General features: G+C 42.9%; 9 protein-coding genes. 2 read left to right on the top strand and 7 right to left on the bottom strand.

From position 1 onward, the window contains the following. Positions 1–20: 20 nt before the first annotated feature. Positions 21–3,044 (bottom strand): outer membrane protein assembly factor BamB family protein, encoded by a 3,024-nt coding sequence (locus tag V144x_RS16495; protein ID WP_144986220.1) that lies wholly within the window; start codon positions 3,042–3,044, stop codon positions 21–23. A gap of 506 nt (positions 3,045–3,550) precedes the next feature. On the opposite strand from V144x_RS16495, the gene V144x_RS16490 reads away from it, so the two are divergent. Continuing rightward, entirely contained in the window at positions 3,551–4,870 is a 1,320-nt protein-coding gene (locus V144x_RS16490) for a hypothetical protein (protein WP_144986219.1), read from the top strand. A 27-nt stretch (positions 4,871–4,897) separates the two neighbouring features. Here the strand turns inward: V144x_RS16490 and V144x_RS16485 are convergent, their stop codons facing one another. Both V144x_RS16485 and V144x_RS16480 read right to left on the bottom strand, forming a co-directional pair. Continuing rightward, positions 4,898–5,968 (bottom strand): glycosyltransferase family 2 protein, encoded by a 1,071-nt coding sequence (locus V144x_RS16485; protein ID WP_144986218.1) that lies wholly within the window; start codon positions 5,966–5,968, stop codon positions 4,898–4,900. Further along, the gene (locus V144x_RS16480; RefSeq protein ID WP_197998470.1) at positions 5,965–6,696 is read right to left on the bottom strand and encodes a class I SAM-dependent methyltransferase; all 732 of its coding nucleotides are present in this window, start codon (positions 6,694–6,696) and stop codon (positions 5,965–5,967) included. Before V144x_RS16480 ends, V144x_RS16485 begins: the two co-directional genes overlap by 4 nt. A 248-nt stretch (positions 6,697–6,944) precedes the next feature. On the opposite strand from V144x_RS16480, the gene V144x_RS16475 reads away from it, so the two are divergent. Then, positions 6,945–8,699 carry a hypothetical protein gene (locus V144x_RS16475; RefSeq protein ID WP_144986216.1) on the top strand — a complete coding sequence of 585 codons (1,755 nt, stop codon included), beginning with the start codon at positions 6,945–6,947 and terminating at the stop codon, positions 8,697–8,699. A gap of 73 nt (positions 8,700–8,772) precedes the next feature. Here the strand turns inward: V144x_RS16475 and V144x_RS16470 are convergent, their stop codons facing one another. The 4 genes from V144x_RS16470 to V144x_RS16455 form a co-directional block, all read right to left on the bottom strand. Further along, positions 8,773–11,202: a YfhO family protein gene (locus V144x_RS16470; RefSeq protein WP_144986215.1), complete on the bottom strand. Its 2,430-nt coding sequence runs from the start codon at positions 11,200–11,202 to the stop codon at positions 8,773–8,775. Between the two features lie 269 nt (positions 11,203–11,471). Then, positions 11,472–12,326 carry a carbon-nitrogen hydrolase family protein gene (locus V144x_RS16465; RefSeq protein WP_144986214.1) on the bottom strand — a complete coding sequence of 285 codons (855 nt, stop codon included), beginning with the start codon at positions 12,324–12,326 and terminating at the stop codon, positions 11,472–11,474. Between the two features lie 126 nt (positions 12,327–12,452). Next, entirely contained in the window at positions 12,453–13,166 is a 714-nt protein-coding gene (locus tag V144x_RS16460) for a metal-dependent hydrolase (protein ID WP_144986213.1), read from the bottom strand. A 136-nt stretch (positions 13,167–13,302) separates the two neighbouring features. Further along, the gene (locus V144x_RS16455) at positions 13,303–14,106 is read right to left on the bottom strand and encodes an inositol monophosphatase family protein (protein ID WP_144986212.1); all 804 of its coding nucleotides are present in this window, start codon (positions 14,104–14,106) and stop codon (positions 13,303–13,305) included. Positions 14,107–14,138 lie beyond the last annotated feature (32 nt).

The raw sequence follows: 14,138 nt of genomic DNA, 5'->3' as shown, positions 1-14,138 counted from the left end.
ACATTGATACCAAATAGGAGTCATTCTTTGTGAAAACAACAGAGTTGCCCATTTTCCAATGAGACAATCATTCTTCCTTCGGAATCGATCGCAGTTCCCCCCTTCACTGCCAAAGCTGGTAGCTTGTGGGTCCAGAGATCTGTACCTTCATTAATATTGATGGCTGTCAGGAAAGGTGAGTCTGGTTTTGAATCCGGATGACCAGCTACCAGGATTGTTTCAGGAGAGACAATAAAACTGGTAAAACGGCGTTGTTTCTGATCTTCCCAGAGATTTTTACGTTTGTAAGCTTGCCCTGTTCGTCGAGCACGCATACTTAACCAGCGAGCTGCTTCTTTTTTCGCTTTGGGGGCACCAGGGGGAAGAGCTTCTTTTAAGGTAAGATTGGTAAAAACACTCCCTTCATAACTGGCGTCATGGACCAGTTCCCGTCGGTCTTTTAACATGTGTTCAATCGACAGGTATTTACCGTAACCAGGGTAGTAGGGATAAAATGCAGTTCGATACTGTGATCGAACTTCAGTACTGGGAGAATTGAGACACGTTAATGTTTTCAGGTCATAACGGGCTGTTTCATAGACGCCCCCTGCCAGGAACCTGAGTTCATCTTCCTCGATGTATAAGCTTCCCTGCAGACTGATCCCACTATTTACTTCTTGTGATAATGCACCTGAGGAATTATTTTCCTGTTTCAATTCACCAGTAATTGAATTTAAAGCAACGACATGCGTGCCATCAAAATGCGCAATTCCTGCTACAGCGTAAACCGTATCGTCTTGAACGACGACGCCACCAGCAACAGGCCAGGTTGAAATCAATTTACCATAAACAGGAATCAGCCGTTGATGCGGTGCCACTCGAAAAGACCAGAGAGGTTTTCCTGTTTTCGCTTCATATGCATAAACTCGCCCATCAGCTGAACCAACAAAAAGGCGGTGGTTGTTGACGGTCGGTGGATAATAAATAGCGCCTCCGGTATATCGTTTCCAGATCAGTTTACCCTGCATATCAAATGCACTGATAACGCCATTCCGGTCGCCCACAAAAATCATCTCTCCTGCGACAGTAGGGGCCGTAGGTAATGAGGACTTTGTTACTTGTGCTGTCCAGGCAAGTTTTGATTTCTTCGGAATAGGAGCTTTCGTCGTGGAAGATTGCCGATTGTCACCACGAAAAACAGGCCAGTCATCATTGTGGACTGATAGCGGTTCGACATCTGACAGTTCACTTGTATAAGTCACTCTTCGTGGAGGAGTTTGAGTGGATGGCGCAGAGGAATTCTTTTCAGGACCCAAGCAAATGTGTCCATAAAGAGACAACTGGCAACCGCACATCCAGGGACCCCAGTATAACAGGCCATTAGAAACGATGACTCCATCCTGACAGGGAGGCCGCATAGGGGCAATATGTTGGGCAGTATGTGAGTCCGTTTCCAGGCGAACAGTTCCTCCACTAGTACGGAAAAAGATGCTGTCGACACTTCCTGTAGCTCGAGTACAAGCCCGGCGGGTTGGTAATGAAGCGATTTTCTCTCCGGTTGCATAGTCTAGTTTCATACCTGTTTCTTTAGGACCAGCAGCGTAAATGCCGTCGTCACGCAAAACTAATTGGAGATTTCCATGCTCTTTTTCCCACAACCAATAACCATCAGCGGCGGATGCTGTTACGAGATGTAATCGCTGTGGTCCTGCAAAAAACAGATAGTCGTCACTGCATTTCAAGTAGGTGGTCGTTGCGTAGCCTGTGACATAATGTTGCGCTTTTTGATTTGAGCCAATTGAAGCCAACAGCTTTTTATCATCATTTTTCCAGACTTGTTTTCCATTTTTGATGTTGAGACAGGCTAGAAATTTGTCTGGACAGTAGTAATAAATATTGTCATTTTTCATACAGACGCCGCGGCTGTCGATATAGTCTTTTTCACGAATATGCCAAAGAACTTTTTTGTTGGCTGGATTGATGGCAACAAAAGTGCGACCAAAACCAAACGCGTTTTTAGGGTTTGAATAATCATGCCCTTTCCACATCCCCCAAGGCCAGTGTCCTAATCCACGTCTAGCAGATTTTTTAGTGTCTACCTGAACCTCTTTATTGCCAATCAATGCATACAGTGTACCATCCTGCATACCCATCCATTTCCAGACAGGACCATCGGCCATCTTCTCATCAATGACGATTTCATCTCGGATCTTTCCCGTTTCACTATCAATGATTTTACAGGATTCATTATCAGCCATATACAAGGCATCTTCGGTTCCGATCATAGTATTACGGTGAATCATGAAACCTTCTGGCAGCTTACGTTTCCAGAGAATGGTTCCATTGTAGGCATTGATGCACATTAAAGTGTTTAAGATGGCGTTTTGATTTTGTTTATGCGCAATGTGTCCGAATGCTTTATAAACTTTTCCTCCGGCTGCAACGGATATTTCAGGCATTGGCGAAAATTTGGGATTTGCCAGAAATTGGGTGCGGTAAGGAGATCGCGCATTTTGATCAGTCGATTGAGGGTTGTTATCGGGACGATGATAGGGGTGATCCCAATAATCATTTCCTTTGGGAACTGGCTTTGTTATTTTGGAGTCCGATAAAAAAGCGATCCCCTGAGGTCGTAAGACACGTAAGAGTTCAGTCTTAGAGTCCCAATTTCCCGCGGTTTTTTGTACGAAAATCACATCAGCCAGATTACTGGCCAGAGCAATGGCATTCTTCGTTCCCCGATCAGCAAAAATACGTTGACCTAATAGTCCCACTTCATCTGACAAGCGGCGGACTTGCGCCACTTCTGCTTGTGACTCTGACTGAAAATAAACTTGTAAATTGGTATTCTGAACTAATTCGACAACGAAGGACGCTTTATCTGCCTGAGGTAGTCCCAGAACGACACACAGTCCTTTATTCGATTTCAATTTTTTGAGAGAGGCATCAGTATCGGAGGAAACGGTATGCTTATTTTTCGGGGTTTGTGCCAGGAGTGGAGTATGAATCACTAAACACAAACAGTAGATGAGAAACAGTGTGTATGTTTTGTTTCGATTCATCATTTGATTCCTCTGCAGGTCTTGTGGAGTAATAAGCTGTGAGAATCATTTCTATTTAGAGTTGGAATCTCAGATCCAATGACGTTGATATGTTTTTTATCATCTCAGTATTGAATTCAAACATCAAACAGAATTATTTAAAAACCAGTATTCTTATGTGAGTTTATCAAATGTAATTTATGAAGCAAATCATGCGAGCTTTTCTATATTGAATTGATAGGCTAATGATTGAAATCGGAGGAGTGTGTTGTTGATGTGTACGAATGGTTCGTATTGCGTTCAGAATCTTTACCAACTTGAGAAAAATGCGATTAATCGACTGGTTATAATTTTCAAATCTTTGAACAATGAGTGCAGAATAATCCTCTAATCAAGATTAAACATTGATTTCAAAGATCAATCTTGGAATAGGTGTAAAAGTTTGGGTAAAAACAAGGGGACCTGTTTGACGCTCAAACAACGAATCGTTTCGACTGGTGATCAATTCTAATCACTGGCGGTATTCACGTATGGATCACATCTTACCCGATTATTTTGTCAGTGAAGCAACATGGTTCTATTTATCCTTGTTGCTGTCGATCGCGGTCTTTTTCCGATTTGATCGTATCCTGTCCTTGCGCAATTTAGACTTATTGTTGTTGCTTTCGATTTCTCCAGGTCTGTTGTTTGTCGGTACCAATCCTATATTGGGGAATGTCTGGTTGTTTGTGGGAACCGGGTTATTTGTGGTTCGGATGAGTGTTGATTGTTTTTTTCAACGCAGGCCGCGTGGTGAACAGAATCTGAATAGTTTCGGAATGGCTTTTCTGTGTATTTCAATATTCACCTTTTTGATGATTCGCGTCTTTACGGAAATCCCTGCACCGGAAACCATTCAAACCGTAAAGCAGGCAGATAATTTATTGAGTATGCAAGATGTCACAAAAACTCAAATACAAAAAACTCCTGAAGCCGGGCCAACTGCTCGTTTATTAGCGACGCCTGTTGTTCCACTTTCAACTGCCATGGTTAACGGACTGGATGCATCCACTTTGGCAGCACGCATTATGGCGTTTCTGGCGCATGCCTTTGTCGTGGTGGGATTGATTATTATGGGAAAGGTTCATTTTTCCGATACTCAATTGGGACTGGCGATGGCATTACTTTATCTTTTGTTGCCATGTACTGCATATGATGTAAGTAAAGCTAATCATGTGCTGCCCGCTGCGTTACTGGTTTGGGCGTTTGTGACCTACCAGAAACCCATTCTATCGGGCATTTTTATGGGGCTGGCATGTGGCGCCATGTTTTTTCCCGTATTTCTTTTACCTTTGTGGGCCAGCTTTTATTGGAAAAATGGATTCAAACGCTTTGCTTTGTCCGGGAGTGTTGTTGGTATTATCTTATTAGGTAGTCTTATCCTGACATCTGTTGATCGCTTTTCATTTACTAAACAAACAATTGGTTCGATCGACTGGTCAGTTCTCAAATTTGAGGGAGGACAAAAAATTCCCGGATTCTGGGGGGATTATGAATCGGCTTATCGTATTCCCGTCTTTATTGGTTTTGTACTCTTAATTGCCTGTCTGACGATTTGGCCGCGTCGAAAGAATTTAGCCCATCTCATGTCACATTCGACGGCTATCATTATTGCGACGCTGTTGTGGTATCCTCAACAAGGAAGCGTTTATTTGCTGTGGTACTTACCGATGCTGCTCATGGTTGTCTTTCGTCCACGGCTCTTACATACTACCCAGAACAAAGACGTGGATCGGCATCAACATAGTAGCGAAAAGCCCACTTCACGTTTTCAAGATTCAGTCAGCATTGTGAAACCGACGACTCAATAAATCTTCGGTTGATCTTGAATAAGTTTGCTAAGAAAAATTCTCGGCAGCATCAAGAGCGTCATCTTCTTTAGTGATTTGATTTTTTTCTAGTTTGGCTAGTAGTGGCGCTTCGATTTCAGGTGAGTCAAAATTGGTTTTAGACCCAACAATGAACATCGGCCGGGCTCTTACCTGGTCATAAATTCGGGTGACATATTCACCGAGAATTCCAATTCCTAATGCATTCAGTGCACCGAAAAATGATGCGGTAATTGTAGTCGAAGCCCAGCCAGGAATTGCTAACTCAGTGAATAGCTTATGATAAAGCACAAAGGAAATCAGTCCGATACAGACAACAGCTGATAAGGCAGCGATCACATAAAAAATCGTAAGTGGTAAAAAAGAAAAAGAAAAAATAGCGGTTTTTGCTAAGCGGCACAGTTGAATAAAAGACACGCGAGGATTTTCGTCATAACGGGCCAGGCGTTCTACCGTAACACCTATTTGACGATAACCAACCCAGGATCGGAGTCCGGGAAAGTAGCGATCTCGATCGTGTAGTTGTGCGATTTGAATGGCTACTTTACAGTCAATTAAACCAAAATTGCCAGCATCGCGTGGAATGGGAGTACTGGAAATCAGATTCAGAATTTTATGGAAAGTTTGGAACGCCCAACGTTTTACAATATTCTCTTTTCGTTCTGTACGCACCGCATAAACAACATCATAGCCCGCTTGCCAATGCATGATAAAGTCAACGATGGCCTTGGGACAATCTTGCATATCAGAGTCCATAATCACAATGGCATCACCGGTTGTGTGCAACAAACCCGCCTGAACTGCTGCCTGATGTCCAAAATTTTTAGCGAAATGGACGACTCTGACACGGGAATTTAATTCTGCAAGATCATCAAGAATGATTCCACTTTTGTCGGACGATCCATCGTTAACAAAGATAATTTCATATTGACATCCTGCTGTTTGTAATGAATCTTCAACAGCTTGTAGTAATTGCGGTAGCACATCCTGCTCATTAAACACAGGTAGAACAACCGAAATCAGAGCATCTGCAATCGGTCTCCTCACAGAATGAGAATGTTCATGATTACATTCTTTCATTTGACCAATACTCCTACCAGTGAAAGGCCAAATGGAACTCCTGTCGAATGAATTAGTTTACGTTCAATATTGGCACACGATTTCAGACAGGCGTTTGTAAATCGTGAAACTCTGGCAAAGCGTGGAGGAGAATCATCAGTACGTTTCAGAATCTTATCTTTTCCTCTAATCGCTATGGCAGCGGGTAAAGTAAACGAATTCCAGTATGTCAACCATTTTACTTTCAAACCTGCTTGCTCAGTATGTTCACGAAATTTTGATTTTGTGTAGCGTCGGAAATGTCCCAATTTTCGGTCCCAGTCCGAATAGAGCATGGGGTAAGCGGGGACTGTAATTATGATCCCACCATTGTAGGCTAATGTTTCCTTGGCATTTTTTAATAACTGAACCGGGTTCTCCATATGCTCCATGACATCTAACAGAAGCACCGCTTTTGCAGTGGCCGGAGGAACGGGCCAAGGTTGACTGAGTTCGTGTACGAAGAGATTGTTTAATCCACGCGAACGCCCATGTTCTACTGCATCTTCCATGAGGTCAAATCCAGTCACTTCGTATCCTAGTTGGCTGAATTCCAGTAAGTTACGTGCAGAACCAATTCCCCCTTCGATAATTAAGCCGGGAGCGGGAAATTCGGAGGTTAGAATTTCAGTTACCAACTTACGTTTAGCAACGTGCCACCAATAATTCTCTTCTAATTCAATAAGTTCAGTGAGATGTCCGGGATCCACAATTCTTCTGTTTTCGTTATGGGTTTTAAAATAAAATCGTAATAAGATCTCTGACTACAAAAATGGCCTACTAAGCCCAGCATAACAGTGCAAATAGGACAACTCTTCCTGTTTCTCTACAAAAATGGCAGTTTTTCATCCAATCTACAAGGATTTATTTTACCTATAGTGTTTATGCCGTCTATAGTATTGGCTCCATCTGGTTCTCATGACAGCAGTAATATGTGTAAATATGTGGAGTATTGATTGTGGAAAGCCAGCCTGCCCGGCAAATCACAGGCTTAACCTGGGTTGCTCTTATTATTTTTTTTCTGATTCTGATCTTGAATGTTCCATTATTTATCAGGATGCCTTTAGCAACAGATGTCGTCTTATATGACCTTCAAGCGCAAATGGCTCTTAATGATGGGGTGTTATACAAAGATATGTTTGAGACGAATCTGCCGGGAATCGTATGGTTACACATGCTGGTTCGTTCTTTAGTTGGGATGAGTTCTGACGCGATTCGGATTGTAGATTTGATCATTTTCAGCGGTAGTGCCTTGCTTTTGATGTTGTGGAATCGTCGAAACCAACTCTCTACGACCGGCATGATTTGGATCGGTATTGCTTTATTTTCATTTTACTTTTCGATCTCAGAATGGTCTCACTTTCAGCGAGATACATTGATTCTCTTTCCCGCTTTGGCTGCGGTGCGGTTAAGACGTAGACAAAGCGATCAACTCATTGAGAATAGACAGACAGCAGGTAAGCGTTCGTTCGCATCTGTATGGGGATGGGCTTTCCTGGAAGGTCTCTTGTGGGCAACCGCTTTTTGGATCAAGCCCTTTGTAGCAGTACCAGCCTTATGTGTTTGGATTGGATCACTGTTCATAATACGACAACCTAAAAAAATGCTGATCGATTTTTCTGGTTTACTGTTGGGCGGCTTAGCTTTGGGAGCAGCAGGAAGTTACTGGATGTGGCAGAATGGCGCCTGGCCTGCGTTTTATGAGACCTTTACTGAATGGAATCCGGAGTATGTCGCAGCGCGTAAAGCAGGATGGGAACCTTTACGATTTGCTCAATTTTTATACCGATTTTACCCCTGGGTTTTTCTGCATCTAATTGCTGTGCCTCTCGCTTTGATAGCTATCAGGGACTATTGGAAATATAGAGGTAACTCCGAACGTGATACTCTCGTTGAATCTGGGAAGCGAGATTCAGTATTGTTGGCTTTATTGTATTTAGGCTGGGTCGTGCAATCTTTTGCTTTTCAACATTTGTTTGATTATGTGCATCCTCCTTCTCTCTTATTAGCAATCACCCTTATTGGAGGATATTTAGACAATCGATATCAGAATGAGGCGCTTAACTGGGGATGGAAAAGTGGATTGGCATTCTTTCTGATGATGGTTGTCTTATCATTCCCTGGATTCAAACCAAATCGCATGATGTTGTGGAAAACTTGTTTATTGAACTCCAGCAATGCGGAATTAAAGTCACAGCTAGCTCTGTTAGTGCAAGTGGACTGGAAAGATCTGGATGCTGTAAAACAATTTCTGCAATCACAAAATTTAAAGGATGGGCAATTGCACTGTTACAACAGTACGCTGGTTTATTTATACCCTGAGCTTGCTGTCAGACCAGCTACCCGATTTGTCTTTTTTGATTCCGTTTTGATTTTTTGCCCTAATCATCGCAACGAACTTTATAAGGCCGTGAATGAAAGCCAACAGAAATATGTTGTCACTGATCTGATCGATAGCGGTTTTAATCGACAAATGGCTTTAGCTGTATCACCTGACCCAAAACAAACGACACCTACAGATTATCCCGTCAGTCTGAAAGGTGCTTATCCCTGGTCGCATCCCGTTGTTTTTCGTTCAGGGAGATATCTGGTTCATAAAATTGAGCGCCCTATCGGGAGATTTGCAGGAGTTGGAAATCTTCCTACCGAGGCACAAGTTAAAGAGTACTATCGACAACAGAAAAAAAAGAAGCAGGCAAATCAGTCCAACTAGTCAAAGAAACCATGTTTGCAGTAACACAACTTTTATCATATTTGTTCTGATGATTTCTCAAAGACTAACAGCATTAGTTCGGCTTAACCTCTTTGGACGAACGTGAAGACATCAGCAATAAGATGAGTATCACAGCGAGAGTGGTCAGCGAAATGACGCGACCAATCTTGAATCCTGGCGGAGTGAATGAGAGCTGAACCACATGAATACCGGCTGGAAGAGGAATCGCTCGCAATGAAAAATTTGCAGGCAAAACCGGAATTGTTTTTTCTTTGACATGTGCAGACCAGCCCGGGTAATAAATGTCGGAGAGAATCAGATAGCCTGGTGCACCTAATTCAGCCTGTATTTCCAGGTGATCAGGGCTTGCACTCTTAATCGTAGCTGCTTTATAGGATTGTCGTTTGACTTGGGGCAGGATATCAGCTTGCAGGAATACTTCATTCTTCGGCTGTAGTTTTGTGATGGTTTCGACGATTTGTTTACTTGGTTCATTGGGATTTAAGGTTTCGGTATTTCCAATTAAATATGCTCTTGGTAATGGATTCACGTTTTCGAGAATGAGGTACGGTAATGTGGCTGGTTCGGAATCTCGCAAAGCAAACTCCTCAGGGATGGATCCTTGATCCACGACTTTCCAGCCATCGATTTCAATAGATTTCTCAGTTTCCAAAACAGCGTATTTCACGCTCATGAGATCTAAGATTGGTTTGCGAGCTGTAGAAAGTTGTGGCTTACTATATCCCGCCATCATCAGTGCAGCATCCGGTTGAGAAAAGGCCGCCGCCGCCAACAACCCAAGACGTACAAGAGGTACTGGTTCATATCCTTGAACTTTGAGTATCTGGTTATCCCATGCTTCTCGATCACTCAATAGCTTTTGGCCGACGAGGACTCTGTGTTGTCCCAGATTTGCTTTCAAGAACTTCGTGATTTTTGTTTCTGCTCGAAACGATGATTGTGGAATTGTTCTTAAAATATGATTGCTATGGAGAGTAAGTTCACCTGTAGCAACAACACAAAGCAATAGAGATCCACAGATGGCTGATTTATGTGAGAAAGATCCTGAAAAAACTGCGATTGAAAGCGTTAGAACAGCAACGAAAAATGAGATGAGTTGTATCTTAAATACTTGTTGAGGGGCAACTTCAAAAGAAATGACACCTTGCGATGAATAATTCAGATAGAATAAGAGAAGTGAGGTGGTGACCAAGCCAATTAAAGAGAGAATTCTGTATCTCTTTTTAACAGTATTAAGGGATAACGACATAATTGATTCACAGCCAAAACCTGCCAGCAAGGCAATGATTAGCGAGCAGATCCACAGTAACCGCGCAGGCATTCGGAACATGGAAAATCCGGGAACGATGTCATATAGCAATGTATAGAATGGCAAATGAGGGCCGAATGCCAACAAGAACGAAGTCAAACCAATCAAAAACAATCGAAGAACAGTTCGGTTTCGGATCGAAGTCAATATTCCTACGCACGCGAGTAACAAAGGCAGACAACCAAAATAACAAACCGCTTCCCAATAATATCCACCTGGCCCCCTGTAGTGATCTGGTCCTCCCCATACAAAGGGATCCAGTAACTGTAACAAGCTTGGAAGGGAAAGACTCCCGCTTTTCAACGCTATGGCATCAATACCACTGGCTCTGACCGCTTGCTGGGTGTAAATATAAACTGGTACCAGATCAATGGCGACCAGCCCGACTGTTAAAATTCCGGTGATTAGCCAACTCTTGAGTAAGCTACCGGCTGAATAGGAAATACTACTCTTCTCAGGTTTGATTTGATCATGAACGAGTTGATCAGAATCGACTTTCCTATTTTTCTGAAAGAAAGCGATTACAGATTCGATCACGATGGAAGCTGTCAAAAAGAGAAGCAGGTAGTAAACTTCTTGAACATGTCCGCAGAAAAAAGCAAGAGCGATAAAAATAGCCATGACAGCAGGTGCTTTTTTGCGACCTTCGATCAAAAGTTCATAGCCATAAAAAATCCAAGGGAACCAGGCAATTTGAGTGATCGATGTGAAATGGCCCTCTCCCGTTTTGGCGACAAAGTAGGGCGCTGCCAGAAAGATGATTCCTGATAATAAAGAACTGAAAAAGTTCAACTGATATTTTCGAGTGAGTAGATAGGTACCCCACCCGGCCCACCAGTGATGAAATATGAGAACCCAACTCATTGTGGATAGCGCATTTGTAAAAAAGAATATCCAGTTGCCTGGATAAAATAGCGATGTTTGAGGATTTCCTAGAACAGGAACTCCCAGTAAGGAGTAAGGATTCCAATACGGAATATGTTGTTGTCGTTCAATCGAGTCTTTTTGATAGTTTTTTAATGCAATGAAGGTGTTTGTCGTATCGTTATGGCCGTTATCTTGCGATCCTACGAGAACATCACTTGGGTTAATGAACAATGTTTGAAAGCAAAGTCCGGAAATGAGAGCAAGTACCAAAGCTGCTATTGCATTTTGAAACAGTTTGGAATTCATGTGGATTACTCTCAAAATTAATTAAAACCGTTGTCAGCAAAGAAATGCGATCAGGTGTTAAGTAACTGATACAATCAAGCACGAAACCGCTTTGAATCAGAAACATTGAAGCTGGTTTCTTCTTCTTTAGAACAGTAAAGAGATAAACATGATGCGGTTGATTTTTACTCAAGTCACGTTATCAACAGCATAGATTGTGCCAAAAAATGATTACAACTGATATTGGTTTGGGATCAAATACAATCACTTAACCTAAATTTGAGTGATTTTCAATTACGACCGGGAGGGTGTAAGCCATGCGGTTCGATAATCTTCTCATACATTTCAGGCCGTCTGTCTGCGAGACGGTCAATCACATGCAAATCCGGTACACGATCGACTCTTTTATTACGAGCAATCGCAGGATCAATGGTAGCATACAGGATTTCTTCATCTGTACCGGAAGCGCGAACTAAACTCTCGCCGGAAGGAGCGCAAATGCTGCTCTTGCCGATAAATTGAAACCCGCGCTCCAAACCGACCCGATTGATGGCACAATAATAAATTCCATTCTCCATTGCGCGCATATTGATTCCATGTTCTGCCATACATTCAGCTCCGGAAGGCCAGTTTGTCGGAAGGGTGATCAAATCGGCTCCCAAAAGAGACATGACTCTGGATGATTCTGGAAAGGCACTATCGTAGCAGATATTGAGGCCGATGATTGCTTGAGGGTGCTTGTAGACATCGAATTCACGATCTCCGGGAGTAGCAAATCGATCAACTCCGAGAAATGGCAGATGAATTTTCCGATAATTCCCTAAGACTCCCTCTGGTGTGATGAGAACAGCAGCGTTATAAACCCCCTGTTTTTTTTCTGTCAGTTCAATCATACCAATCACGATAGAATGATCTAATTCACGGCAAACCTGTTGTAATTTTTGTGTAGATGGACCAGGTATTGGTTCCGCATAAGGGATGGCTTCTTCTAAACTGGCGAAACAGTAACCGGTTAATGCGCATTCCGGGAACACGGTAAGGTTGGCTCCCTGGGACGCGGTTTCGTTCATTTTTTCAATCACACGATTTAGATTTTGTTCCTTTTCCATCAAAGAAACATTCATTTGAATGCCAGCAATTTTCATAGACACCAATTCCTGAAAGATCCAACAAGCGATTGCAGGGACTAAATATCCAACATGTCAATGTATTGATTATAGAGAGTCGAATTCTGAGTCGCTATTGTCTTCACTCAATTACAAGAAAATTCGTTATCGACGCATGAACTCAAAGGGGGATGCTTGTTGGATAGGTTTTGAGTTTTCTGTAGGCGCGACTTGTTGTGGCGGGATGAGTATACCTGATTCAACTAAGGTAATATATGTGAGAGTAAATAGAATCGCATAAGCGACAGCATTCCCAAAGAGTCCTTTTCCAAACCATTTTATCGCGGTTCCTGCAGATTTTTTCAGACGGATTTTCGCCCCCTTGCGCTCAACACTATAGACTTCGTCCAGCACAAGATGAGAAAAGAAGCCCAGGCAGACACCCCCGGCCATTAAAAATTTTACTGCATAAGATTCACTAGTGTATGCCAGGAAAACTGCTTCGCCTGCAATAATTAGAGCGGGAAGACTATGAAACATTCCTCGATGAACGGCAAATTTCGCCATTAAGGCAGAAGCACCATATCGTACCGCCGCATAAGTAATCGCTGCTGCCAACAGAGCAGCATCAGGGTCGGCTCCGATTCGAACCATACTGCGCATTGCCACAAATGAGGCAATGGCTGCAGTCAAACCAAAAAGTTCTCTTACAGGTCGTCCTGTTTCAGAATCCAGATCTGGTAGCATCCCGCCAATCCAGGTGAGGACGCCTGCTAATATTCCCTGAGCGGGTGTGAAGCCTAATAGTAGAGAGGCGATTGTTCCATATCCAATGCCTAGCATTCCACTAACACTGATATGTTCCTTGTAACCGGCCATACTTATCTTCCCTGAAGCTGCGGTACAATTCTGGTTTCTGTGAAGCAAGATCTTTATGAAGAGGATGGTAGCAAAGAATGCTAAATCGGATCAATGGAACTTCAATTTCAGGTGTTAATAGACCAAAAATGCTAGCTTATTGCGAAATGATCCGCAAAACTTCGTTTTTTAAAGCAGCATTCACAGCCATTCCATTCCCTGTGTAGATGGAAGGATTTCCATCAAAGTCGATCCAGTGTCCCCCCGCTTCTTCTAGAATCGGAACCAAAGCAGCAGCATCCCATGGGCTTAAAACAGGGTCGACCATGACCTCAGCTCTCCCGGTCGCGACCAGCATATGACCATAACAGTCTCCCCACCCACGAGCCAAGTAAGAATTTCGGCAAAGATCCTCATATGCATTTTGTTTACCGATTTTTTTCCAACGGGTCATGGTTGTTGTGCAAAACACAGATTCAGAGAGTTGCGATTTTTCAGAAACTTTTGCCTGTCGTGGTTCTAAGTCTCTAATTTTCCACCACGCCCCAGATCCTTTAATTGCATACACAACTTCATCGAGTGCAGGGAAACGACACACGCCGAGAACGAGTTTCCCGTTTTCCTCTAAGCCCATGAGCGTTCCAAATAGAGGGACACCCTGAGTGAATGGTTTTGTGCCGTCAATGGGGTCAAGAATCCATTTGAACTCGTTCGTGCCTTCTACTGGAGGGAGTTCTTCTCCCAAAATGCTGTCTTCTGGGAAAGCTCGAGTGATTTCTTCCCTTAGTAATTCCTCTGCACCGCGATCAGCGATTGTGACAGGTGAATCATCGCTTTTGCGGTCTACTCTGAGATCGGGAGATTGATAGTATTTGAGAATTAAGCTTCTGGCTTTTTCAGAGGCGGATAAAGCTAATTCGAGTCGTGCTTTTAATTCAAAGCTTTCAGAGTGTGTATTCATGATATTGTTTTCGTATTAATTTTTTAAATATG

Origin of the sequence: Gimesia aquarii (genome assembly GCF_007748195.1) — a bacterium.
Lineage (GTDB): Bacteria > Planctomycetota > Planctomycetia > Planctomycetales > Planctomycetaceae > Gimesia > Gimesia aquarii.
This window is presented reverse-complemented; position numbering and strand designations above follow the sequence as displayed.

Coding starts and splice junctions, on each gene's coding strand:
- V144x_RS16495 (WP_144986220.1), bottom strand. CDS start 3,044: ATGATGAATCGAAACAAAACATACACACTGTTTCTCATCTACTGTTTG.
- V144x_RS16490 (WP_144986219.1), top strand. CDS start 3,551: ATGGATCACATCTTACCCGATTATTTTGTCAGTGAAGCAACATGGTTC.
- V144x_RS16485 (WP_144986218.1), bottom strand. CDS start 5,968: ATGAAAGAATGTAATCATGAACATTCTCATTCTGTGAGGAGACCGATT.
- V144x_RS16470 (WP_144986215.1), bottom strand. CDS start 11,202: ATGAATTCCAAACTGTTTCAAAATGCAATAGCAGCTTTGGTACTTGCT.
- V144x_RS16465 (WP_144986214.1), bottom strand. CDS start 12,326: ATGAAAATTGCTGGCATTCAAATGAATGTTTCTTTGATGGAAAAGGAA.
- V144x_RS16460 (WP_144986213.1), bottom strand. CDS start 13,166: ATGGCCGGTTACAAGGAACATATCAGTGTTAGTGGAATGCTAGGCATT.
- V144x_RS16455 (WP_144986212.1), bottom strand. CDS start 14,106: ATGAATACACACTCTGAAAGCTTTGAATTAAAAGCACGACTCGAATTA.